The sequence below is a fragment of the Psychrosphaera saromensis genome (assembly GCF_002954545.1).
GTDB lineage: Bacteria > Pseudomonadota > Gammaproteobacteria > Enterobacterales > Alteromonadaceae > Psychrosphaera > Psychrosphaera saromensis.
In genome coordinates, this window is the sequence record NZ_MSCH01000003.1 from 754,982 (window position 1) to 780,474 (window position 25,493).

General features: G+C 37.2%; 22 protein-coding genes and 1 pseudogene. 19 read left to right on the forward strand and 4 right to left on the reverse strand.

All coding sequences use genetic code 11. The annotated features are described in order from the left end of the window. Window positions 1–33 precede the first annotated feature (33 nt). The 9 genes and pseudogenes from leuB (at window position 34) to BTO11_RS03425 (ending at window position 10,367) form a co-directional block, all read left to right on the forward strand. Window positions 34–1,101: a 3-isopropylmalate dehydrogenase gene (leuB, locus tag BTO11_RS03385; protein WP_105051264.1), complete on the forward strand. Its 1,068-nt coding sequence runs from the start codon at window positions 34–36 to the stop codon at window positions 1,099–1,101. An 18-nt stretch (window positions 1,102–1,119) separates the two neighbouring features. Beyond that, the gene (gene leuC, locus BTO11_RS03390) at window positions 1,120–2,529 is read left to right on the forward strand and encodes a 3-isopropylmalate dehydratase large subunit (protein WP_105051265.1); all 1,410 of its coding nucleotides are present in this window, start codon (window positions 1,120–1,122) and stop codon (window positions 2,527–2,529) included. Between the two features lie 10 nt (window positions 2,530–2,539). After that, window positions 2,540–3,160 (forward strand): 3-isopropylmalate dehydratase small subunit, encoded by a 621-nt coding sequence (leuD, locus tag BTO11_RS03395; RefSeq protein WP_105051266.1) that lies wholly within the window; start codon window positions 2,540–2,542, stop codon window positions 3,158–3,160. Between the two features lie 549 nt (window positions 3,161–3,709). Further along, entirely contained in the window at window positions 3,710–4,252 is a 543-nt protein-coding gene (locus tag BTO11_RS03400; protein WP_105051267.1) for a DinB family protein, read from the forward strand. 254 nt (window positions 4,253–4,506) lie between these two features. Beyond that, window positions 4,507–5,148 (forward strand): hypothetical protein, encoded by a 642-nt coding sequence (locus BTO11_RS03405; RefSeq protein WP_105051268.1) that lies wholly within the window; start codon window positions 4,507–4,509, stop codon window positions 5,146–5,148. Window positions 5,149–5,492: 344 nt separating this feature from the next. Next, window positions 5,493–6,323, forward strand: a pseudogene (locus BTO11_RS03410) (transposase); the annotation flags it as partial. A gap of 93 nt (window positions 6,324–6,416) precedes the next feature. Continuing rightward, entirely contained in the window at window positions 6,417–7,436 is a 1,020-nt protein-coding gene (locus BTO11_RS03415; RefSeq protein WP_105051270.1) for a transposase, read from the forward strand. A gap of 474 nt (window positions 7,437–7,910) precedes the next feature. Further along, window positions 7,911–9,704 (forward strand): DUF885 domain-containing protein, encoded by a 1,794-nt coding sequence (locus BTO11_RS03420; RefSeq protein ID WP_105051271.1) that lies wholly within the window; start codon window positions 7,911–7,913, stop codon window positions 9,702–9,704. A 168-nt stretch (window positions 9,705–9,872) separates the two neighbouring features. Next, window positions 9,873–10,367, forward strand: a complete 495-nt coding sequence (locus tag BTO11_RS03425; RefSeq protein ID WP_105051272.1) for a hypothetical protein — start codon at window positions 9,873–9,875, stop codon at window positions 10,365–10,367. Between the two features lie 84 nt (window positions 10,368–10,451). On the opposite strand, the gene BTO11_RS03430 is transcribed toward BTO11_RS03425, so the two are convergent. Next, a complete protein-coding gene (locus tag BTO11_RS03430) occupies window positions 10,452–11,687 on the reverse strand; it encodes a TMEM143 family protein (protein ID WP_105051273.1) in 1,236 nt (411 codons plus the stop codon). 197 nt (window positions 11,688–11,884) lie between these two features. On the opposite strand from BTO11_RS03430, the gene BTO11_RS03435 reads away from it, so the two are divergent. From BTO11_RS03435 to BTO11_RS03455, 5 genes are all read left to right on the forward strand, one after another. Next, the gene (locus tag BTO11_RS03435; RefSeq protein WP_105051274.1) at window positions 11,885–12,586 is read left to right on the forward strand and encodes a CPBP family glutamic-type intramembrane protease; all 702 of its coding nucleotides are present in this window, start codon (window positions 11,885–11,887) and stop codon (window positions 12,584–12,586) included. Window positions 12,587–12,813: 227 nt separating this feature from the next. Further along, window positions 12,814–14,418 (forward strand): DUF1800 domain-containing protein, encoded by a 1,605-nt coding sequence (locus BTO11_RS03440; RefSeq protein WP_229793370.1) that lies wholly within the window; start codon window positions 12,814–12,816, stop codon window positions 14,416–14,418. A gap of 10 nt (window positions 14,419–14,428) precedes the next feature. Continuing rightward, on the forward strand, window positions 14,429–15,769 hold the full coding sequence (locus BTO11_RS03445) for a DUF1501 domain-containing protein (protein ID WP_105051276.1): 1,341 nt from the start codon (window positions 14,429–14,431) through the stop codon (window positions 15,767–15,769). 125 nt (window positions 15,770–15,894) lie between these two features. Beyond that, window positions 15,895–17,097 carry an alkaline phosphatase family protein gene (locus tag BTO11_RS03450; protein WP_105051277.1) on the forward strand — a complete coding sequence of 401 codons (1,203 nt, stop codon included), beginning with the start codon at window positions 15,895–15,897 and terminating at the stop codon, window positions 17,095–17,097. Window positions 17,098–17,177: 80 nt separating this feature from the next. Then, complete coding sequence (locus BTO11_RS03455) at window positions 17,178–18,935, forward strand: dipeptidase (protein ID WP_105051278.1); 1,758 nt, start codon at window positions 17,178–17,180, stop codon at window positions 18,933–18,935. 158 nt (window positions 18,936–19,093) lie between these two features. Here BTO11_RS03455 and BTO11_RS03460 read toward each other — a convergent pair whose 3' ends face one another. After that, window positions 19,094–19,507, reverse strand: a complete 414-nt coding sequence (locus BTO11_RS03460; RefSeq protein WP_105051279.1) for a response regulator — start codon at window positions 19,505–19,507, stop codon at window positions 19,094–19,096. Then, window positions 19,504–20,958 (reverse strand): sensor histidine kinase, encoded by a 1,455-nt coding sequence (locus BTO11_RS03465; protein WP_105051280.1) that lies wholly within the window; start codon window positions 20,956–20,958, stop codon window positions 19,504–19,506. The genes BTO11_RS03460 and BTO11_RS03465 overlap by 4 nt, the downstream gene beginning before the upstream one ends. Window positions 20,959–21,263: 305 nt before the next feature. Here BTO11_RS03465 and glpE point away from each other — a divergent pair, with 305 nt between their 5' ends. Beyond that, window positions 21,264–21,587 (forward strand): thiosulfate sulfurtransferase GlpE, encoded by a 324-nt coding sequence (gene glpE / locus BTO11_RS03470; protein WP_105051281.1) that lies wholly within the window; start codon window positions 21,264–21,266, stop codon window positions 21,585–21,587. A gap of 7 nt (window positions 21,588–21,594) precedes the next feature. Continuing rightward, window positions 21,595–22,425, forward strand: coding sequence for a rhomboid family intramembrane serine protease GlpG (gene glpG, locus BTO11_RS03475; RefSeq protein WP_181135827.1), 831 nt, complete (start codon window positions 21,595–21,597; stop codon window positions 22,423–22,425). Window positions 22,426–22,530: 105 nt separating this feature from the next. Here glpG and BTO11_RS03480 read toward each other — a convergent pair whose 3' ends face one another. After that, on the reverse strand, window positions 22,531–22,941 hold the full coding sequence (locus tag BTO11_RS03480; protein WP_105051283.1) for a flagellar basal body-associated protein FliL: 411 nt from the start codon (window positions 22,939–22,941) through the stop codon (window positions 22,531–22,533). A gap of 143 nt (window positions 22,942–23,084) precedes the next feature. Between BTO11_RS03480 and BTO11_RS03485 the strand changes: the two genes are divergently transcribed. Genes BTO11_RS03485 through BTO11_RS03495 form a run of 3 tightly spaced genes read left to right on the forward strand, consistent with a single transcriptional unit; the run spans window position 23,085 to window position 25,487 of the window. Then, window positions 23,085–23,633 (forward strand): chorismate--pyruvate lyase family protein, encoded by a 549-nt coding sequence (locus BTO11_RS03485; RefSeq protein WP_181135828.1) that lies wholly within the window; start codon window positions 23,085–23,087, stop codon window positions 23,631–23,633. Between the two features lie 44 nt (window positions 23,634–23,677). Next, on the forward strand, window positions 23,678–24,550 hold the full coding sequence (gene ubiA, locus BTO11_RS03490) for a 4-hydroxybenzoate octaprenyltransferase (RefSeq protein ID WP_105051285.1): 873 nt from the start codon (window positions 23,678–23,680) through the stop codon (window positions 24,548–24,550). A 37-nt stretch (window positions 24,551–24,587) separates the two neighbouring features. After that, window positions 24,588–25,487, forward strand: coding sequence for an AEC family transporter (locus BTO11_RS03495; RefSeq protein WP_105051286.1), 900 nt, complete (start codon window positions 24,588–24,590; stop codon window positions 25,485–25,487). The last annotated feature ends 6 nt before the right edge of the window (window positions 25,488–25,493 follow it).

Genomic DNA, 25,493 nt, shown 5'->3' on the forward strand with positions numbered 1-25,493 from the left:
GATGCGGTAAAAAACATTGGGAAATGAATAACAATGAGTAACGAATACAAAATTGCCGTTTTATCCGGTGACGGAATTGGCCCAGAAGTAATGGCCGCCGCAATAGCTGTGTTAGACGTGGTACAGAAAAAATACAATTTCAAATTAAATTACACCCATGCTGATGCAGGCGGTATTGCGATAGATAATCACGGTTGTCCACTGCCAAACAGCACATTAAAAGTATGTGAGCAGTCAGATGCTATTTTGTTTGGTTCTGTAGGCGGCCCTAAATGGGAAAACCTAGCGCCAAACGATCAACCAGAACGCGGTGCATTATTACCGTTACGTAAACACTTTTCTCTGTTTTGTAATATGCGACCTGCGGCTTTGGTTCCAGCACTTTCTGCTATGTGTCCGTTACGTGCAGATATTAGCGCAAAAGGTTTTGACGTATTAGTGATGCGCGAGTTAACTGGCGGAATTTACTTTGGTGAAAAAGGTCGCGAAGGCGACTCAGCATTTGATACCCAACGTTATTCTAAAAGTGAAATTACTCGTATTGCCAAACTTGGTTTTGAAGCTGCGCAAAAGCGCCGTCACAAAGTTACCTCAGTAGATAAGGCCAATGTATTACAAACCTCTATTTTATGGCGTGAAACCGTTATAGAAGTGGCTAAAGACTACCCTGATGTAGAGCTTGAACATATCTATATTGATAACGCGACCATGCAGCTAATTAAAGACCCAAGTCAGTTTGATGTGTTGTTATGCGATAACTTGTTTGGCGATATATTGTCAGATGAATGCGCCATGATCACAGGTTCTATGGGCTTGTTACCTTCAGCCAGTTTGAATGCACAAGGTTTTGGTATGTACGAACCCGCTGGCGGTTCAGCGCCAGATATCGCAGGTCAAGGTATCGCTAACCCAATAGCACAAATATTGAGTGCAGCATTAATGCTACGTTATAGCTTAAATCAGCTAGATGCCGCCAATGCCATTGATGCAGCGATTGCCGATGTCATTGCTCAAGGCAAAGTAACGGGCGATATAGCGCAAGGTGCAACAAGTTATAGCACTGAGCAAGTAGCAGAAGCCATTGCGCAAGCAATTAAATAAATGAGTGTGGGAAAGAAAATGGCACAAACATTATACGAAAAAATCTGGGACGCACATTTTGTCGCAGAATTATCCGGCGATACTAATTTAATTTATATCGACCGACATTTAGTTCATGAAGTAACCTCACCGCAAGCGTTTGCGGGTTTGCGTGAAAAAAATCGCCCAGTGCATCGTTTAGATAAAACCTTTGCCACTATGGATCACAACGTGTCTACCCAAGTGCGTTCATTTGAAGCGGCGGGTGAAACATCACGTAAACAGTTAGAAGCATTGGCTAAAAACTGTAAAGAATTTGGCGTTACCTTATTTGACTTAAACCATGAAAACCAAGGTATTGTTCACGTTATTGGTCCAGAGTTAGGCATTACGTTACCGGGTCATACTATTGTTTGTGGTGACTCACATACTGCAACACATGGTGCTTTTGGTGCGTTAGCCTTTGGTATTGGAACATCTGAAGTGGAACATGTATTAGCCACTCAAACCCTACAACAGAAAAAAGCCAAGTCATTAAAGATTGAAGTTAACGGTCCATTACGTGCCGACATTACTGCTAAAGATGTAATTTTAGCGGTTATAGAAATTTTAGGTACGGCAGGCGGTACAGGTTATGTTGCAGAGTTTTGTGGACAAGCCATTGAAGAATTATCAATGGAAGGCCGCATGACCTTATGCAACATGGCGATTGAAATGGGCGCTAAAGCCGGATTAGTGGCACCAGATCAAGTCACCTTTGATTATGTTGAAGGTAAAGTCTATTCACCTAAAAACACTGCAGAACGTAATGATTTTGATGATGCCGTAGCGTATTGGAAAACATTAAAAACCGACGACGGTGCAGTGTTCGACCACACAATTACCTTACACACAGACAACATCATTCCAAAAGTAACTTGGGGCACAAGCCCAGAACAAGTAGTGAGTGTTGATGCTAAAGTGCCAAACCCAGATAAAGAACCAGACTTAGTAAAAGCAGATGCGATTCGTCGTGCCATTGCTTACATGGGCTTAGAAGCTGATCAGGCGATTACTGACATTAAAATAAACACTGTGTTTATCGGTTCTTGTACTAACTCTCGTATTGAAGATATACGTGCAGCGGCTGAAATTACTAAAGGTAAAAATGTAGCAGCAGGTGTCAGAGCGTTAGTAGTACCGGGTTCTATGCGAGTAAAAGCGCAAGCGGAACAAGAAGGGTTAGATCAAGTATTTAAACAGGCTGGTTTTGAATGGCGCGAGCCAGGTTGTTCAATGTGTTTAGCCATGAACGACGATAGGTTAGAACCGGGTGAGAGATGTGCATCAACATCCAACCGTAACTTTGAAGGTCGTCAAGGTAAAGGCAGTCGTACACATTTAGTCAGCCCTGCAATGGCCGCCGCGGCTGCGATTGCTGGTCACTTTGTTGATATTAGAAAAGGGTAAGGGGAACATAATGTCAGATGCTATTTTAAATCAGGACGTGTTTCATAAGGGTTTAGTCTGCCCATTAGATAAAAACAACGTAGATACCGATCAGATCATTCCAAAGCAGTTTTTAACCTCGGTTGAACGCAGCGGTTTTGATAAAGCATTATTTTATGATTGGCGCTATTTAAGTGACGACACACCAAACCCAGAGTTTGTTTTAAACTTCCCACAATACAAAGGCGCGAGCATTTTATTAACTCGTGAGAACTTTGGCTGTGGTTCAAGCCGCGAACATGCGCCTTGGGCATTAAAACAATATGGTTTCCAAATTGTGATTGCTCCTAGCTTTGCTGATATTTTTTATAACAACTGTATCAACAACCAAATTTTACCCGCCAAGTTACCTGAAGCCTCTATAGATAAGCTATTCAGCTTGTGCCAGACACAAGAGCAAGTGGATATGGTTGTCGACCTAAAAGGCCAACAACTACTTATAGAGGGTGAATCGCCTATAGCATTTGAAATTGCAGCCGATGTAAAAGATAGACTGCTAAAAAACTTAGACTTTATAGGTGTAACTGAAGAATTCTCTGAACAGATAAAAACGTTTGAAGACAAACTATCAGCCTCCCGCCCTTGGCAGTAACCGCTTAATTATTATTAGGTTTTGATAAACCTGAAAATAACACCCAGTTTGTTTCCTTGGTATTCGCCGCTACAATTTGTAGCGGCTTTTTTTTGCCTACAGGATGTAGGCATGCCCGATGCACATGGATGTGCAAAGAGGGTATCGGGACAGTAAGTACAACTCGAGCAGTCCATAATCCCCTGATGTATCAGCTTCGTGTGCAAGTTTTGACTGATCTCAAATGAACTCAAGATGGACGTAGAATAGCGGTATAATGTTTACTGTACATATTCGACAATGCTGTTTAAAAAAGGCGATCTTATTTTCATTTACCTTACCTATAAAGCTGTGATTATATCCAGAACTTGTCGATTTCCTACCAAGTCAAGAAAACAGGAATAATGCCTAACTTTGGGGAAACACAAAAACACGAATTGTTACGCAACAAAGGTGTAGTAAATGATGTAGAGATTTGTTACTAATAATAAATAAGAGGAAACGCGTTGTCAGAAACTTAGGCAATCGTCCTCTGATTAAATTGTTATGCTGACTTAGCTCGGAGTATAAATGAACCTATTGAGTCATTTCATTTTGATGGCAGATTATAATCACAGAATGAACATTCAGTTTTCTAATGTTATAGATAATTTGAGTGAAGAAATTACTAACGAAGATTTAGGAGCATATTTCACCTCTATAATGGGAACTCTTAATCATATATTAGTTGGTGATATCATTTGGCTATCAAGATTTTCTACACATTCAAAAAATTATCTAGCTCTAAAAAGTATACTTGAACTACCTAAACCAAATGGACTAAACGATATGATTTTTCCAGAGTTTAGCTCATTCAAAATAGCACGTGAAAAAGTAGATTTATCATTATCTAATTGGCTTATGAGTGAAGCTGATGCAAATGACTTCACTAAAAACTTAGAATATTCCAATACAAAAGGTATTATCAGTATTCGTAATTTTGGTGAGTTACTTAGTCATTTATTTAATCACCAAACACATCATCGAGGTCAATTATCTACTTTGTTAAATCAACAAGGACTTGATGTGGGAGTTACTGATTTCTTAATAGAGATCCCCGAAATGTCAGCATAAAAAACTATAACAAGGCCACCCACCTTAATTTGTTATATCATTACACTAGCGGAGTTCTATTTTCTTCGAAAGAAGACATGGAAGCACTACTTTATAGAGGAAGCTGAAGGCTCTAAGTAGTGTAGTTATAAAAAGCTGTTCAAGAGAGATAAACAACAGTTGTCTATTTCGCTCACATTATAGCCAACTACAATTTGCCCGTTTACAGGGCGTTAGGCATCAACCAAGAGTCAACATCGGATATTCAAATTATTATGTCAGCCATAGAAAGATATAAGGTTGAGAAATTGAATGATCAATTTACTCAAACCACACGAACTGTTAGACGAAATTTGTTAATTGCATCATCAATTGCTATAGCACTATCTGTAGAAGGAATGAAATTTAAGAGTTTTTTCGGGATTGACTTTACTGACCAGGCAACAGCGGTACTTGCAATAGGCGCCATATCATTAATTGCATTCTATGAGTTTTTTTCGTTCTTAACATACGGTGTAATTGATCATCGCTCTTGGGTTTTAAAAGCGAATTCTATCTTCTATAGTCACTCTGATTATAATCATATTGATATCAGAAAGAAGTTACAGTCTATAGATGATCAACTTGGGTACATCAGAGGAAAAATGTCTTCCGATGATGACTCTGTTGTCAACGCAATTAAGAGTCAAGCTGGAGTAATTGATCGTGTAGTTATCGATGTTGAATCCAATATAACAACGTTCCTAAAAGATCTAGCTAAATTTAGAAGTCAAATGAATGCTTTAAACTACATGCAACTTGGGCGTATTTATCTTCTCGACTGGGGTGTTCCTTTATTCATGGGTTTTTTTAGTTTTTATGTAAACTTAGAATCAATGAAAATATTCACCCGCACTGTATTTGGGGCTGCTGCCTAATAATAGCGACTTAAAAGGCCATATATAATTCTTTTAAACACTTAACATGGCCACCCACCTTAATTTGACAGTTATTTACACTTATTGACACTTAACATGGCCACCCACTTTAATTTCGCTATATTTAGCTTCTTTAAAATAGAGTATAGACTTAAAAGGCCACCCACCTTAATTTGACAGTTATTTAAACTGCACTAAACTCAAATGTACCTATATTGGCACATTGAGTTTACTTATGCCCAGACCAAGAAAGGGAAATTTAAAAGGCCACCCACCTTAATTTGACAGTTATGTAATCTGCACTAAACTCATTTGTACCTATATTGATACATTTGAATTTACTTATGCCCAGACCAAGAAAGAGTCAAATCAGTTTAACTGATACACCTTACTACCACTGCATCTCACGTTGTGTCCGTAGAGCCTTTTTGTGCGGAAAAGACAAACAAACGCACCAATCTTATGAGCATAGAAGACAATGGGTAGAAGATAAGCTGTTATTTCTCCCCCAAGTATTTGCCATTGAAGTCTGTGCTTATGCAGTAATGAGTAACCATACTCACCTTGTATTGCATGTAAATGAACAACAAACACTAAGCTGGGATACAACTCAAGTGTTAACGCGTTGGCATAAAGTATTTAAAGGAACGCTACTTACAAAAAAGTACCTATCTTTACCAGAAAATGAACTTGATACACTAAGCCAATCAGAGTTATTAACCATAGAGCAAACAGCCCAAGTGTATAAACAACGCTTAATGGACATAAGTTGGTTTATGCGTGTATTAAATGAAAGTATCGCTAGGGAGGCTAATAAAGAAGATAACTGCACTGGCCGATTCTGGGAGGGGCGTTTTAAATGCCAAGCTCTACTAGATGAAGCGGCATTAATATCTTGCATGGCTTATGTGGATTTAAACCCAGTAAGAGCCAAAATGGCAAGCACACCAGAAACATCAGACTATACAAGCATAAAACAACGTATTCATCACACTCTTAGCCAAACACAATCAACTCAAAATAATACACAAACCCAACAACCAAGTACATTACAGTCATTTGTAGGCAACCCAAGAAAAGACATGCCTAATGGTATTCCATTTGACCTAAAAGAATACATTGAATTAGTAGATATAACTGGCAAATGTATAAGAGAAGACAAAGCAGGTCATATAAGCGTACTTAACATGGCCACCCACCTTAATTTGACAGTTATTTAAACTGCACTAAACTCATTTGTACCTATATTGATACATTTGAATTTACTTATGCCCAGACCAAGAAAGAGTCAAATCAGTTTAACTGATACACCTTACTACCACTGCATCTCACGCTGTGTCCGTAGAGCCTTTTTGTGCGGGGAAGATAAACAAACTCACCAATCTTATGAGCACAGAAGAAAATGGGTAGAAGATAAACTGTTATTTCTCCCCCAAGTCTTTGCCATTGAAGTATGTGCGTATTCGGTAATGAGCAACCACACTCACGTTGTTCTACACATCAATGAACAACAAGCGCTTAACTGGGATACAACAGAAGTGTTAATACGCTGGCATAAAGTATTTAAAGGCACATTACTCACACAAAAATATTTATCATTACCAGAAAATGAACTTGATACATTAAGTCAGTCAGAATTACTAACCATAGAGCAAACAGCCCAAGTGTATAAGCAACGCTTAATGAACATAAGTTGGTTTATGCGTGTATTAAATGAAAGTATCGCTAGGGAGGCTAATAAAGAAGATAACTGCACTGGCCGATTCTGGGAAGGGCGTTTTAAATGCCAAGCTCTACTAGATGAAGCGGCATTAATATCTTGCATGGCTTATGTGGATTTAAACCCAGTAAGAGCCAAAATGGCAAGCACACCAGAAACATCAGACTATACAAGCATAAAACAACGTATTCATCACACTCTTAGCCAAACACAATCAACTCAAAATAATACACAAACCCAACAACCAAGTACATTACAGTCATTTGTAGGCAACCCAAGAAAAGACATGCCTAATGGTATTCCATTTGACCTAAAAGAATACATTGAATTAGTAGATATAACTGGCAAATGTATAAGAGAAGACAAAGCAGGTCATATAAGCGAAAACTTACCCAATATACTCACGCGCTTAAATATCAGCGAAGATAATTGGCTTACTATTACAAAACAATTCAGCAAAGTATTTCACGGTGCTGTAGGACACGAACATGTGTTACAAAACTTCAGTAATAACCAACAACTAAAACGACGGCCAAATCTATCAAGTTGCAAAAGGTTATTCGCTTAGCATTAGCTTAAATTCCAACGATATCAAAGTAAAAAGCACAAATCAGAACCTCTGAGATAACCGCATATCTAACTTTTATTCAAAACGCTAAAAAAACAAAAATCGTCTGTATAAACATAACCTCAAGTATAAAACCCAACTCTAAATCATAAAAAAAGATAATAACTAACACACCATTTACAAAGTTAAATAGTTTCATTTAAAGTGGGTGGCTTAGTTAAAAAACCTGCAGTAACCCACCTTCCTGCTTTTTTGTTTTTACCCACCTCATTCTCATTTAAAGTGGGTGGCATAATTAAAAAAATCTGTTGAGTTAATGCGCTCGAATTTCCTAGCTTACAAATTCCGTCGGTTTAATTTAAAGTAGATGGTGAGTTTGATTTGATTAAATCCCCCTAAAAGGACACTTGGTTCAAATCATATAATGTACAACGAAATGCATAGGCCGTACTAAGGTCAATAATAAGGGCAATAATGAAAACATTTTTACACGGCGTAGTTTTGGGAGCATTTACATTCTTCTCTTCCGCATCTTTTTCCTTAGCTGAACAAGTTACATCAAAGTCTAAAGAAGATGTTAAGTTTGAAGTGTTAGCTGATGATATTTGGCAGTTTTCATTAGAACGTAATCCGCTAAGAGCAGCATCTTATTCAGAAACCAGCCCAAGTAAACTGGCGGATATTTCACCTGAGGCATTGGAGTTTAATAACAAGAAACAGCAACAACAGCTTTCTTTATTGCAAGATATTCAAGTTGCTAAACTTAGCGAACAAAATCAAATTAATTTATCCATACTGCGACATAAGTTAAATAACTCAATAGATAATTACCGTTTTAAGGCCTTTCAAATTCCAATTACAGCGGAAGGTGGATTTCATACTAGTTTGGCTTTCTTACCAAGATCTATAAGTTTTAAAACAGAAACCGATGTTGAAAATTACTTATCTTTACTGAGTCAAATTCCTGATTATTTTGATCAACAAATTGCTTATATGTCAGACGGGCTTAAGTCAGGTAACAGCCAGCCTAAAGTGGTTTTGCAAGGGTTTGAACATAGTATTGATGGCTTTATCGTTGAAGATGCCAGTGAGAGTTTGTTCTACCAACCATTTAAGTCAGGTTTTGCTTTTTTAACCCCAGAGAAAAATATCCAACTCCAAGCTAGAGCTAAAAAGGTAATTGAGCAGCAAGTTATTAACTCATATCAAACCTTTAAAGACTTTATAACCGACACTTATACCCCAAATGCACGAACGTCTATTGGCGTGCAATACACACCTGACGGCAAAGATTATTATCAAAACAGAGCTGTACACTATACAACAACGGACTTATCAGCTGAGGAGATACATAGGCTAGGGTTAAGCGAGGTAAAACGGATTAAGTCGGAAATGGAAGAGATTATTGCCCAACTGAATTTTAAAGGTTCATTTGCTGAGTTTTTACATTTTCTACGTACTGATCCTCAATTTTATGCCACTACTGCAGAGCAATTATTGAAAGAAGCGTCGTTTATTGCAAAAAAAATGGATGCTCAATTACCTAAGTTTTTTAAACTATTACCTAGAACACCATATGGCGTAGCGCCTGTACCTGCTCATATAGCACCTAAATACACAACCGGTCGATATGTTGGTTCCTCTAAACCTACAGATCCGGGTTATTACTGGGTAAACACTTATGCCCTTGATCGCCGTCCGTTGTATGAATTAGAAGCGCTAACTTTACATGAGTCAGTTCCTGGTCATCACCTACAAATATCCCTTACTAAAGAAATGGAAAATACACCGGTTTACCGTTCATCTTACTATATGTCTGCGTTTGGTGAAGGCTGGGGTTTATATTCAGAATGGCTAGGTTTGGAAGCGGGCTTTTATCAAGATCCATACTCTAATTTTGGCCGTTTAACTTATGAAATGTGGCGTGCGACTCGACTGGTTGTAGATACTGGAATGCATACAATGAATTGGACTCGACAGCAGTCAATTGACTATATGAAACAAAACTCAGCCTTGTCTGAACATAATATTACTACTGAAGTTGATCGTTATATCTCTTGGCCTGCACAGGCTTTATCGTACAAAATCGGAGAATTAACTATTAAAAATTTACGTCAGAAGGCTGAGCAGTCTTTAGGCAATAAATTTGATATCAGAGAGTTTCATTATCATGTATTAAAAAATGGCTCCGTGCCTTTATCTTTATTGGAGCAACAAATAGATGCCTATATTCAAGCTGAACTAGGCAAAGTTAAATTAACCAGTTAGGGCTAAGTTTACATTTTAAAACAAACGACTAGTAAATCCTGTAGAGGTTTGCTATCAATGGATTAATTATAAAAGGTCACAGAGATACTATTTCAGACTTTGTTGTTACGTTTAGATTAAATACTAACAACCTACTCAACCTTATCTTTGCAATTCACAGGAATGAATATGAACAAAAAAATATTATTAAGCTTGGCTTTATCTTTAGTGATTTCTGGCTGTGTAACCACAACGTCAACTCTTGTTGATTCAAATATTACGTCATATAACTATAATGGCAGAATGAAGTTAACTAATTCATATAATGTAAGCGCCTTGAAATCGATAACTTCTGATAGTGAAACAAATATAGAGACTGTAGGACTTAAATTAACGTACACAGACTCAGATAAAGTAAAACAAGAATTACAAATACCCGCTGATAAAATTGGCGCTTTCAAATTCATTTTACTGCAAAAGTCACAAGTTGCTGAAGGTGCTAGAGATGGTATTGCTCAACTAGAGATTGGCCTATACAAACAACTTAATGTATCGGCAGATTTTGTAGATGGTGAACGAATTGTTTCTATTGCTTCACTTGATGGCGTTTTTGCCCTTAAACACGAAGGTGTTAAGGATCTATTTCGTCTGTTAGATGAAATTCAAAAAGGCGTCATTAAATAAAGCATAAACGTATAACATTAAGAAACTAAGATACAAACCAGCAGTAACCCACCTTACTGCTTTTTTGTTTTTACCTAACCCGTTCTAATTATATTGAAATAAGTTATCCCAATGCTCGTCCAGTATGACTTTGGCTTGATCTAAACTTACTACGGTATACACCTGATTTTCACTGGTAACTAAGCGCATGCGGATGAGCTTTTCAAGGGCGTCGTTAATTTCAAAGTCTAGGGTGCATTGGTATTTGGTTTTAAACCAAAGCTCGATTTCGTCATCAAGCTGTTGTGCGGTTAAGCCGTTTTTTGCTTTAAGTAAAAACGTATAAGCCAATAATGCTTCTTTGATGTCTTCTTCTTCAGCGGCGTCTATTAACGTATGGAAAACACCGGCGTTGTTGTCGAGGTTTTTAAAATACAGGTTGTCGCTTAGTGCTTTCATAAATTTAATTTTACGGTTTTTAAATTTACTCCACTCTTTAAAAATGAAACCGCCAAACACGCCCATGCCAATAGCGAAAGTGATCCAATGTTGTTGGCTCATTTCTACCGCTTCACTTCTAAAGCCGCCCCAATAAGCAAAGAGAGCAAACAATAAGACCAATGACGCTCCTAACTTAGTAATAAGCACAACCGCGCCACCAGCTATAGCAGAAGTCCCAATTATGGCTTTGTCGATAGAACGCATACGTACTTCACTGTTTGGAAATAACATTTCAAGATCGGCTTTAGGTACGTTTTGAAATAACTTCACTATGGTGGAGTTTGGTTCAAAGCCCATTGGCACTTTGTTTTTAGACTCAAAATACGCACGGTCTTTAAAGCGGATAAATACGGCAACACGATCGTAATTAGTAAAGTGCAGTAGCTTTTTACGTAATCCCCAAAAGCTAGTAATAGTCTCGGTCAGTTGTGACTCGCCACGCCGATAAAAGACAACTTCTTCAAAGTCATCAAACTCAACTTCTAAGCGCACTTTAAAAAGTGATTCTTCGTTTAGTGCATCTTGCAAATCTTGGTGCGTGATCACTTCAAAGTTTGCTGCGTTAAGGACTTTAGCAAAGTCTTTGGCAAAGTCACTCTGGCATTGTGCTTTTTGTTCGGTAGTGACGGTATTAAGCACTCGGGTATCACTGTTGGGATCAAACGGGGCGTAATTATTTTTAAGAGACTCAAGTTCAAAGTGGTATTCAAAATGAATAAGGCTAGCGAGTAAGTCACAAAACTGATTAAACGAGGTTTTGGATTGGTCGCTAGAGAGCTCTTGGCTACACATGGTAACAATGTCTTGTTTTCTAAAGGGTATATAACGGGCACTTTGCATAAATTTATAACTGCTATGTTGGTGAGTAGCTTAGTTGGGAAGCTAATTGCGTTGCTAAAGAATAGCAATTGTTCTTGGTATTGCTATTTTGTTAACGTAAAAATTCATAACCACCTCTGACTAAGTTTATGAATTAGTTGATAGTAAATAGTTGGGTGTGTAACTTATGCCAACTAGATGCGTAAAAGGAAAATCCAATGCCAAAGCAAGATCAGACTATTAGTGCCAAAATGGCAGCACCATTTTGCATATTATTAATAGTAATATTACTAACACAAGTGATTGGCGTGTACGTTAGTAACAGTTTTTTGGCTTCAGGAGGTTTTAAAGGTTATTGGATTTTAAGCCGACTGGTGTTGCCTTTCCTGGTCGTATTTTTATTGGCGATTCCATTAAAGCACCTGTATTTTTCTAAACCTGTTATTACACGGGAAAATCTCATAATGATGGCGGTTTTTACCGGTCTTCTGCTTTGTTTATTTATTTATCTACAATTTTTTGCTGCCGACTATTTATCTCACTATCGCCACGGCCGTTCTGTGGAAGCATTAAGAGAAGCCGGTAAGTTTGATCGCTTTTTAATTTTTACCGCATCCACTATTATTGGTTGGGAAATCCTACATAGAGGTTTCTTATTAGGTGGTGGTCAATACTGTTTGACCAAACATTACAAACTTAATCCAACAGCCGCAGCTATTATAATGACCGTTATCGTCTGTATATTTGAAGTGTTATTCCACATCAAAAAACCTATTTATGAAGCGATAGGTATGATCGTCGCCTCACCTTTATTGTCTTATTTAACCATAAAAACTCGCAGCTTATGGCCTGCGTTAACCTTCCATTTGTTGATTGAATTGGCCTTTGGCTTTTCTGCCTTTTATTATTCTTTTTATTAAGGGGTTTTATTAAAGACGTTTTATCAGTCCTTAATTTAATTGTTGAGGCTCTCTTCCAGCAGAGACGATATAGAGTTTAGGCACCCAATTTATCTCTGCGTAATCAATATTTAATGCGTTAATTTGATTGGTTTATCATGACAGGAGATTTTATTTTAAGTGGGTCTGGCAGCAATTTCTGCTATTCTCAAAAAGCACTTTAATTCAAATCCATGGCGTCTTTTTACATGCAGTATAAATTTATTTTAATTATCAGCTCCATTTTGTTATTGAGCGCTTGCACCAATCCTGACCAGAATAATGAACCTATGGATGAACTTGCCGCTGCACGCTTGTTACATCAGGCGACTATGGGACCAACCTTGAGTGAAATTAGAGATGCTCAAGAGTTAAGTCCAAAACAATGGTTAGATGAACAAATAGCACTAGAGCCTAATTACCATATTAGTTATTTAGTCAAAAGCCCAGATGCTGAGAACTTTTCGTATATCAATCGTATTGACGCTTGGTGGAAAGCTACTCTACGCAGTGATGATCAACTGCGTCAGCGAGTGGCATTTGCTCTGAGTCAAATATTGGTAGTGTCTGACTCAAATAGCAGTTTAAGTTCTAAACCAGAGGGTATGATCACTTATTACGACTTACTGTTAAAGCACGCATTTGGTAATTATAGGGACTTGTTAGAAGACGTTACTCTCTCACCTATAATGGGAACTTACTTAAGTCATTTAGGTAATGAAAAAGCCGATGAAGACTTAAATATACGACCTGACGAAAACTACGCCCGCGAAGTAATGCAGTTATTTACTATTGGTCTGGAAGAACTCAACCTAGATGGTTCGTCTAAGCTTGATGAACAGGGCAACACCATTGCCACTTATGATCAAACACAAATTGAAGGTTTTGCTAAAGTGTTCACCGGTTGGACATTTGCCGGTAGTGAAACCTTTAAACGCAAAAGCTACGACTATATACAACCGATGGAAGCGTTTGAAGACTATCACTCAGAAGAAGAGAAAATCTTACTTAACGATGAAGTGATACCTACCCGTTATGGACCAGAAGAGTCATTAGAAATAGCATTAGATAACTTATTTAATCACGCAAACGTTGCCCCTTTTATTAGTAAACAGCTTATTCAGCGTTTAATCACCTCAAATCCAACCAATTCTTATGTGGAACGTGTTGCTAGCGTATTTAATGATAATGGCCAAGGTATACGTGGTGATTTAGCTGCTGTGGTTAAAGCCATTTATTTAGATGATGAAGCACGTAATACCAGCAGTGTTTTAGTTTATCAGGGTAAAATTAAAGAACCCTTATTAAAGAAGGTTCATTTTTGGCGCAGCTTAAGTGCTAGGTCGATTGACGATTATTATAAAACTTGGAGTGTCTATAATAACTATGGGCAAGGTCCAATGTTGTCTAGCTCAGTATTTAACTTCTATAGACCTGATTATCAACCGTCTCAATTACGCGACGACGACTTAGTTGCCCCTGAACTACAAATCGCCAACGATGCAACGCTAATATCGACAATTAACGATCTCTTTTATTATTTAGTGTGGAGTACCGCTGAGGGTAATAACTCAATAAGCTCAAGTAGAATATATGTGCACATCCAAACTGACATTGATTACTTAAATAGTAATGGCATTGATGCCTTAATAGATTTGTACAACGTCTTGTATTTTGCCGGTAATTTAAGTGAAGAGACTCGTGAGGCATTACTGGACTTAGATGATTATTTTGATAGCGATCAGGACAGACTTAGAGTCTCGTATTTGTTATATATGATTGCGATTTCACCTGAATTTAATTTGCAGTATTAGGAGAAAGATAATGAGCATTAATAGAAGAGATTTTTTGTCATTATGTTTAAAAGGCGGTGTATCAGCTGCCGCATTAACCAATTTACAACTTCAAGCGCTTACCGGTTCAGCTACGGCGATTGAGCTTGGCGATTACAAAGCATTAGTCTGTATATACTTATTTGGCGGTAACGACTCTCTTAATATGTTGATGCCAATTGAAGGCGACCCACGTACTTTATATGAAGAAAGTAGACAAAATCTAGCGGTAGCATCACCCATTAAACTTGTCACCAAAAGCTCGTTTGATGGCCTTGCCGGAATGCACCCGTCACTTTCGCCAATCCAAAGCGTGTTTGACTCTGCAAACTTAGCATTTGTTGGTGGTGTAGGGACGTTACTTGCTCCAACCACTTTAGATGATTATAAAAGCAAAGCCGTGTCTTTACCTCAGCATTTGTTTTCTCATAATGATCAGCAATCCTCATGGATGTACGGAAGCGAAAAACAAACCTTGAATACAGGTTGGGGGGCTCGACTATTAGAGCGTCTGGAACAGCAAGATAAGTTTGCCGCTAACATATCATTAAGTGGAACAAACTTATGGCAAACCGGCACCAATAGCCAAGCATTTGCACTAAACAAAAGTGGTATAAGTAAAATCAATGCATTGTCAGATTATGAACCTAGAGCTGAACATGTCACTAATATCATGAATCGATTACTAAGCAGTGCCAGTCATCCGCTTAGCAGTGCTTATGCCAGCAGTTTAACAAGTGCGATTAATAACACTGAATTAATGAATAACGCGCTAGAAAACGCACCAGAATTGGCAACAGAATTTAGTGAAACAAATTTGTCTGAACAATTAGCAACGGTAGCAAAAACCATTAGCATACAATCAGCGCTAAGCTCTGAGCGTCAGGTCTTTTTTGTTTCACTTGGCGGCTTTGATACCCACGATGATCAATTGGAGAAACATCCAATACTTCTTGAAACATTAGCCCAAGGATTAAGTGAATTTAATAGCGCAATGGAAGAGCTAGGAATGTCCGAGAAAGTAACCACATTCACTATGTCTGAATTTGGCCGAACGCTTACATCTAATGGCGATGGAACCGACCATGGTTGGGCTGGTAATCAAATTATTATGGGCGGCGCGGTAAGTGGAGGCGATATTTATGGCGAGTTTTTATCGCAAGAGCTTAATGGGCCACTAGACCTTGGTGGCGGACGCTTAATTCCACAAGTAGCTAATGAACAATACTTTGCGACATTAGCTCAGTGGTTTGGTGTACCAAACTCTGAACTTGGCGATATTTTCCCCAACTTACAATATTTTGATAACTCAACATTAGATTTCTTTGTATAAACAATCAGTTTAATTGTATATTTATTCAATATTAATAGTAACTTAGGTGGGATTTAGTTTATTATCATTGGTGCGATGTCATCATATTTTTTGACCACAGATCGACACATGTAAAGGTAGCTACAATGAAACAATGGGTTTTAAAGGTATTGTCTGCTTGCCTTTTATTAAGTGCAGCTAATGCATTTGCAGCTAAAGAACAAACCGTAGTACTTATCTCCATCGACGGCCTACGTTGGGATTATGTCGACAAACATGGAGCGCCTAATTTAAAAAAAATGGCAACAAACGGGGTAACAGCAAAAAAGCTGATCCCCGTTTATCCTACCAAAACCTTCCCTAATCATATCTCTATTATTACAGGCTTACTGCCCGTTAATCACGGCATAGTGGATAATAACTTTTGTGACAAAGCGCGTAAAAATGCATGTTATAGCATGGGTAAAGCTCAGTCAGACAGTACCTGGGTAAAAGGTATTCCGTTATGGAATTTAGCAAAAATGCAGGGGGTTAAGTCAGCCACTTATTTTTGGCCTGAGTCTGACGCACTGTTTAACGGCATGCTACCTGACTATTATTTTCATTATTCTAAATACAGTGATTACCAAGACCGTGTTGACCAAATAATTCAATGGTTAAGCTTACCTGAAGCACAACGTCCTCGTTTTGTGGCTGGTTACTTCTCTTTGGTTGATAGCATGGGACACGAATTTGGCCCAGACGCGATACAAACTCGTGATGCAGTAAAACAAATAGATACCTTAATAGGTCAGTTACAACAACGTCTAAGCCAATTAGAGCAAGATATAAACCTGGTAATAGTGTCAGATCATGGAATGGCAGATGTCGACCCACAACAAAGTATTTTGATAAGTGAATTGCCTAAAGATGAAAATTTCTTAGTCAAAAACAGTGGCTCTCGTTTACTTATTTACACTAAACCTGATGCAAAAAATCCGAATATTGCAGAGTATAAAAACCGTTTACAAAAAGCCGCTAAAGGCCGTTATACCGTATTAACTGATACCCAGCTTGCCGATTATCATTACGATAAAGGCACTAGGATAGGCGATATAGTGGTGCAAACGACAGCACCTGCGGTATTTACCAAAAATAAACCCGCCATGTATTTAGGTACTCATGGTTATGCTTATACCGATGATATGGCCGCTACATTTATTGCATCGGGCCCGGCTTTTAAACAAGGTATGACCCTTGATAATGTAAATAATTTAGATATTTACCCAGTGCTAGCCAAAGTACTGGGGCTTAAGCTTTTAAATAAAGTGGATGGCGATGGAAAAACGCTAATGCCAGCTATTAAGTAACTCAGTTGTGCATTAAAACTATTCTGCATAACCGGTTAAAGGTTATGCAGATGAATTATAAAAAATAGGACGGAAGTACTTTGAATATTTTTCTAAAAGCCAGCGTGATCTTGGTTGTAGGCTTTGTCACTACTGTTAATGCGGCTAAACCAGCGACTAACCTGTCAGCTGAATTATCCAGTAAAATTATTGAAACGGTTAGTGTGCAAAAAACAGATAAGTTCGATGATTTTCTAGCTAGCCTGCTTTCCTGCAAATTAAGTGCAGATGAAAAACCATTAATAGCTACCATCAAAAAATTCCGCAAAAAACAAACGTTAGAAGGCGCTGAGTTACATCAACTACAACGTTTATTAGGTTTATATACCAGAATAAAATATGGCCAAGAGGCTATGGATACGTTAGCCAAATTAGTGGCTATACAAACCTTTAGAGCCAAAGACATTGAGCAACACGATAACCCTGAATTCCACAAAATGGCAGATGCCATTGAACATTTAGCAAAAGACTTCAACTTAGCATTTCGTAATATTGATAACCGAGTATTTGAAGTCTCTTTAAAAGGTAGCTCAGATGAAGTAGTTGGTATTCATGCTCATGCTGACGTCGTTCAAGTTAATCCGTCTTTATGGGTATTGGAAGATGGTACTAAACTTAATCCTTTTAAACTGACGCTCATTGGCGATCGCATGTATGGCCGTGGTACAGAAGATGATAAAAATGGCATTGTTGTGTCTATGTACGCCATGAAAGTTATCCAAGAAGAAAACCTGCCTTTATTACGTAACTTCAATTTATTAATTGATACCACTGAAGAAACAAGCTCAACGGCAATACCTTATTATTTTGAACGTAACCCAACACCAAATTATAACTTAGCGTTAGACGGCGGTTATCCTGTGGTTATTGCTGAAAAAGGTTTCGGCATTATCATGGCTGATTTTCCTGTGCGTGAAAGCGCAACCACACAAACGACTGACGCTGAAATTGTAGACGTTTCCGGTGGTTTAGCGATTAATCAAATTCCAGCAGCCAGTGTTGCAACCATTAAAACCGCAAACCCTAGCGACTTAGCAAACAAGTTAAATACGTTAGGTGCGGCGTTTGTAGCAAAAAACAAAGCTAACTTCTCAATTAACGCCCTTGTTAATGCACAAGATGTAATGCTTACCGTTAAAGGTGTTTCTGCTCATTCATCAGAGCCTGAGTCTGGTGTAAATCCAGTATCTAGAATGTTTAGCTTTATTAATTATGTTCAACAACAAAAAGTAGCTAGCTTCAAACAAAATCATATTACCGATGCCGCTAGTTACATTGCTGCTAATTGGGGTTTAGGTTACCTTGGCGAAATATTAGATATTGGTTTTACTCACGACTTTATGGGGCCGTTAACTAATGCCGTTACGTCAGTAACGCTTGATGATAAAAGCTTACAGGTTGGCGTTAATTTACGTATCCCAGTGGGGCGTGAGCTAGATAAATACCAACAAGAAATATTAGCTAAGCTAACTAAATGGCAACAAGCTAATAAAGTTGATGTTGGTTATAAAGTCTATATGAAAGAACCTATGTACCGTAATCCAAAAGGCCAATGGGTAAATGCCTTATTAGATGTAGCAAGCGAGAACCTATCGATGCCACGTGAATTTGGTTCATCTAGTGGCGGTACATCTGTGCATAACTTACCTAATGGTGTGCAATTTGGACTGGCGATGCCGAATCAAAAATACACAGGCCATAACGCCAATGAGTTTAAGCGTGTAGATCAGTTTTTGCTCGACCTGCAAATCATTACTGAAATGATCGCACGTATTGGTCAAATGCCTTCTTTAAAATAGTATCGATTGTATGGTTTGAGCCTTTTACTATTGCTAACAATAGTTTGGGCTCATTATTTACTAATATATGTATAACCAAAAAATCAGCGGAGTTAGCTAGTAACTAATATTTTTGTCTATTTGATGGGACAAGACCCTGTAACAATCTAACTCTTCGCTTATAACGCTTCAATCTTAGTTTGAAGCTCATCTATTTGAATCTCACCTTTCGTTAAAAAATCTTTAACAAAATTAAACGACGATGCTCTGGCTTTATCTTCCGGAAGATCCGATGATGAATACATCATAATCACACATGATTTTAATTCTAATGTTTTACGCAGTTCCGCGAATTTTTCCAAAAACTCAAAACCGCCTATATTTGGCATATTAATATCTAAAAATATAACGATTGGTGGAAATTTGTCTTTATAAATTTTGAGATTTTCTTCATAGTTTTTTAAAAATTGCAGAGCTGATAAACCATCATCCTTTTCAAATACATTCATCACACCTATTTTATTGAGATGACGTTTAAGAATATAACGGTCAACCTCACAGTCATCTATAATCAATACATTTATTTGCTTCACTTAACACTCTCCTTTACAAATACTATTGTAAAAATAGTACCGGTTCCTGATGATTTCATTTCAATCGTACCTCCCATGTAATCAACGTGCTTTTTAACAATAGCCATCCCCAATCCTGAGCCAAAACTCACGTTCGGGTGGAAACGTTTAAACATTTGAAATACTTCGCCCTGCCTTGACTTTGGTATACCTAAACCATTATCTCCAACCTGGATAACATAACTATTCGATTCCTCTACCACGCTTATTTTTACGAACGATTGCTCATGGTTTTGATAACTATATTTAATGGCATTGGACACTAAATTTTCTAAAATTTGGACAATCCTTACCTTTTCATTTTTCATCGGCTTCTGTACATTTATATCAACTATAAATATACAGTCATTGTCTTTTTGAAGTTCACTTGTGGTAGATTTCAGCTCCAATAGTATGGATTCAAAATCAATTTCAACTAGCTCTTTCTCACTAGAGTCAGCCTCTGTTAATGCCAAAATTCCCATAACAAGTTGTTCTAGTTTGATCATCTGAGCGATGATTTTGTCCGTATCATTTAATGCTGTGTTTAACTCACCGTCCTTGATATCTTCCTTAATAAATTGCGCCAGTCGTTTTGTGGATGTTAAAGGTGCCTTTAAATCGTGTGACGCACGGTAAGCAAATTGCGCTAATTCTTCATTTGCTCGAGTTAAATTCAATGTCCTTTTCTCTACCAAAGATTCTAATTTTTGATTAATTTCTTTGACCATTAATTCCTTTATCACGCGCTTTTTAGCCACATCTAATAACGTTTTTAATTCACCTGTGACATTTTTATCTATCTCTGTATCTAAACTTTCTTTACTATTTGGATTACTGAGCAAGTTTATTACACTGTTGATTGAACTCTTTATATTGCGCGACATGTAAGTAATAAATAGTATGTTAAAAAAAGAAACAATAATAACGAGGGGGATCATAGTCCGCATAATAAATGCGACTGTTTCTACTATAGGTTTTTCAAATAAAATTGAGTTTTCATTGAATGCATCGGAAGCTACTTTTAGCTCTTGAACTAAACTATCCCTATCACCAGTCCCTTCAGAGAATTTATCTAAATAAGCCAATACCCGATCTGCAGACTGAATATCCTTCTCACATATATCTAAAGCATCGTCGGTTCCAATCTGTTCCATCATAAATCTATCAAGTGCATTAACTTGATCTAAACAGTCAATCGGTTGCTGTCTAATATTATTAATATCAAATTTCAGCTGGGCTATAGAAAAAGAAGAAGAACCATTTTCTATCTTGGTTATTTCATTAGAGAAGATAGAACTATATTTTAAATGGAGAAAATTGAGTTGGTGAAATGTTGCGCCTTTTGCTACTTCAAAAACAGACCATAACGTTAAGTTGATTTCAAAGAATGTCAAAGCAACGATGACCATCAACTTGCTAGATATTTTCATTTATAGCCTATATTAAGAATCTTGATAGCTAAGCGGAAATCGCTTATTTGTATAGTATAAAAGATAGTCGAACACTCGTTTTCTGTCTAATTTATACTCTACTGAGTCACAGTAATAATAGTGATATTCTATGTTTTTTTACTCTGTTTGGACTACTAAACATAATTATGGATTTATAATTAATAAAGCAGATCTATGTACTTCGTCAGCCATAGTTAAAAAATGTTATTTTCTGCAAAACAGAAATCGACAAAGATTAAAAATGCGATATCATTTAACGCATTAATCTCTCAGGAAAAAACCTCATGTCTGAATTTAAACGTATTAGTGTTGCAGAAGCTCATAAATTAATAGAAGCGGGGCATGTTGTCATTGCTGATATTCGCGACGATCAATCATTTGCTACTGGTCATGTAGAAAATGCATTCCATTTAAGTAACGCTAGCATGTCTTCGTTTTCACAAAAATACGATTACGAAACGCCAGTTTTAGTATTTTGTTACCACGGTAATAGTAGCCAAGGCGCTGCGCAATACCTTGCTCAAGAAGGCTTTGATGAAGTTTACAGTGTAGATGGCGGGTTTGAGATGTGGAAACTTAACTACCCGTTTGTCACTTTGCCACAATGAGCACCCTATGATGATAGTAATTGGTGAGCTTGGTAATAAACGCGCTTGCCAAGCTTTTGTAGACTACCTAAGTGTTAATAACATTGAGCACAAGGTAGAAAAGCTAGATAACCGTTATGTTATCTCCGTTGCCTCTGAGCAACATCAAGTAAGCGAGCAGATGTTTACTGATTTTTTACATAATCCAAGCCAAGCTAAATTTTTAGATGCATCCTGGCAAGTAAACCAACCACAAAATGACTCTGCTTTTGTTGACAGTAATTCAAAAACAGATTTAGGTTTGGCCCGAATTTGGAATAGTACGGGCTGGTTCACAAAACTTATTACCTTAATTTGTATCGTTATTTATATCGCCTTTTACTCTGGCTATTCTCAAGTGATTTTCAATGCGCTTAGTTTTAAGTTGGACTTAACACAGCCGTATCGTTTATTTACCCCTATATTAATGCACCTGGATACATTGCACTTAGTATTTAATATAACTTGGTGGTGGTACTTAGGTGGTAAAATAGAGAAGTCGTTATCCGCTTTTTGGTTAATCAATTTAACCTTATTAAGTGCGTTATTATCCAATACAGCACAAGCGGTTTTAGTCAGTGCCAACTTTGCAGGCATATCTGGCGTTGTTTATGCGTTAACTGGATTTACCTGGTTATATGGACGAAATCGGCCAAATAGCGATATTCAATTACCTAATAATATTTTTGTATTTTTATTAATTTGGATGGGACTTGGATTTATTGATTTATTACCAATAAACATGGCTAATTGGGCACATTTATTTGGTTTAATCGCGGGATTGATCAGCGCACAAATACTGACGACAAATAAACGTTAGTTTTGCTTTTTAATCTAAGTTAATAACAATTAGGTTATACGCATAAAAAAACACGATATTTATATCGTGTTTTTTTATGCTCAATACTAAGTACGTACTGGTTTATTAATGGTACAGATATTTAGTAAACAAGATGTCTTGTATTAAAGCGTTACCTGTCTCTTCTTCCATTACTACTTTTAGTCTATCTAAGATCAATACTCGAATTTCTTCTCGGCCCGTCATAGATTTAACTTTTTGCTCTGGCTGACGCATTAACACATCAATAATCGCATCTCTTAGTAACGGACTATGATGTTCAATTGTGGCAACGTAGCTAACATCTTCAAGCATTAATTCTACGGTAATGCGGACAAATCCAACTTTTTTGGCATTAGAACTTACATAATTGGTAATAATATCTGGCTCAAAGCCATAATAACCAACGTTATACTTTTTAACCGCAACATTTGCGTGAGCTTGAGTACTTGCTAAAAAACCTATTAATACCAATGCGTTAAAAAAACGTTTTATCATTTCCTAATCCTATAAAAGTCTAATCCAATATATTGTTAATTCTAGAGGTTTATTGATTAACTACCACTGTTAATTTAAAACTAACAAGATCTTTTTTATTGAGCTTGTTAACATACGCGCTGTTTAATAATGTGGTAATTAAATTGTTTCCAATTAACCTTCCAAACCTTTGGTACTCTAGCGACCAAAAAGAGCAGAACATTAATGATATCAACGTAGAAAGTTGGATTTGTTCTGATACTTCATTAACCGTTAAAATCAAAGAATTGGGTACCGCTTTTTCTGTTGAGTTGTTGAGCCAAGTTAATCAGGTTATTTCAACCGATATAAAAACCTTGTTGTCTATTAATGATGATAATGGGCTATTCCGTGAAGTATTGTTAAAGCAAGGAACTAAGCCGTTAGTTTATGCTCAAACTATCATGCCCAACTCTACCATTACAGGCACTGAATCTATGTTAAGTGCATTGGGTGATCAGTCGTTAGGACAAGTTTTATTTCAGTCACCACAAGCTATTCGCAGTAACATTGAGTTCTCTCTAGTCGAGCCCAATAGCCAACTTGGCCAGTATATAGAACAACAATTACAGCAACCTATACAAGATACTTGTTATATACGTCGCTCTGTTTTCCATTTAAATGGTAAACCATTATTAGTCTGTGAATGTTTTTTACCTGAGCTTTTTAAATAAAGCTGTTTTATTAATAATCTTTTCAAATAAGAGAACTTAAATCCATGCGCTTCTTGCTAAAACCATCTAATTACGCTGCTTACATTCAACTTATGCGTATAGATAAACCTATCGGCATTTATTTACTTATGTGGCCAACATTATGGGCACTATGGATAGCATCTGATGGATTTCCACAGTGGTATTATTTAGCTGTATTTTTAGCGGGTACCGTAATAATGCGATCGGCAGGTTGTGTTATTAATGACTATGCCGATAGAAACATAGATGGTGACATAGCAAGAACCAAACACAGACCTATTCCCTCAGGTAAAGTCTCGCCGAATGAAGCATTACAATTATTTGTATTATTAATACTCATCGCTTTTTTATTAGTATTAACGTTAGATTTACAAACCATAATCTTATCCGTCATTGGTTTAATACTGGCTTTTAGTTATCCCTTTATGAAACGTTATACCCATTATCCACAAGTGATATTGGGCGCAGCATTTAGTTGGTCTATGCCTATGGTGTTTATGGCGATAAATGCCGACTTACCTGATGAGTTATGGTTATTATATTTTGCCAACCTTGCATGGACGGTTTCTTATGACACGTTATATGCCATGGTCGACAGAGAAGATGACTTAAAAATTGGCGTGAAGTCCACCGCCATTGCCTTTGGTAAAAATGATTTGTTTAATGTGGGTATGTTACAGCTGATCACTTTACTACTTATCGGGAAAATGGCTATTGTATTAAATTGGCATTGGCCTGTACTTGCCAGCTTAGTCATTTGCGCTTTATTGTTTATGAAACAGTTATGGCAATGCAGACATAGAGAAAGAATGGCATGTTTTAAAGCATTTCTAGAAAACCATTTCATTGGTATGGTGATCTTCATTGGTCTTGTTGTTGAGTACTGGTTGTATTGAAAACCTGTGGGGCATTAATGACGAAAGGCTTCGTTAAATGAATACATTAACCATCATATTACCGTTAGCTATCATCTGTTTTTTAGGATATTTAACGGTAAGGGTTAAATTGTTCAATAAAGTACAAATGGATAGCTTGTCGGCCATTAGCTTTAACTTTTTGGTGCCTATTTTCTTATTTAAGTCGACCTATCAAACTGACTTAAACATTGCGCTTTCTCCCCAATGGTTTCTGTCTCTTTATATTCCTCTGGTTGTTAGCTTTATTGTTATTTTTGCGATTAATCGATATGGGTTTAAACAAAAGAACAATCACAGCGCATTAAGTGCACTTGCTGCAACTTATTCCAATACCGTTTTAGTCGCTATTCCGATTATAGCCAGCATACTGTCAACCGCGGCAGCAGGTAGTGCATTTGTATTAATCGCATTTCACAGCGCGGTATTATTCACATTAACGGAAGTGTTTGTTAACAATTCTGGATTTAAAACATTAATAAAAGCAGGTAAGAACCCAATCGTTTTGAGTATTTTAGGTGGTTTTAGTTTTAATTTATTGGGGATTAATATTCCTGACTTACTATTAACCCCATTAGCTACTTTGTCAGCCTCCGCTATCCCACTGGCATTATTTGGCTTAGGTGCATCAATGTATTATTTGCCGTTTAAAGGCAATAGACGTATTGCTTTTATTAACTCATTTCACAAATTAATGATTTTACCGGCGTTAGTTTATGTAACTGGCCACTTTGTTTTTGACTTAACTGCAGAGCAATTATTTGTAGCTGTAATTCTCACGGCCAGTCCAACAGGAGTGGGCGCTTACATTATGGCAACCAAACATCAAGCCGCTAGCGAGATATCCGCATCGACTGTGGTGTTATCCACAATATTCTGCACCTTAGGTTATCTATTTTGGATAGAGTTTCTTCAGTAAATATTA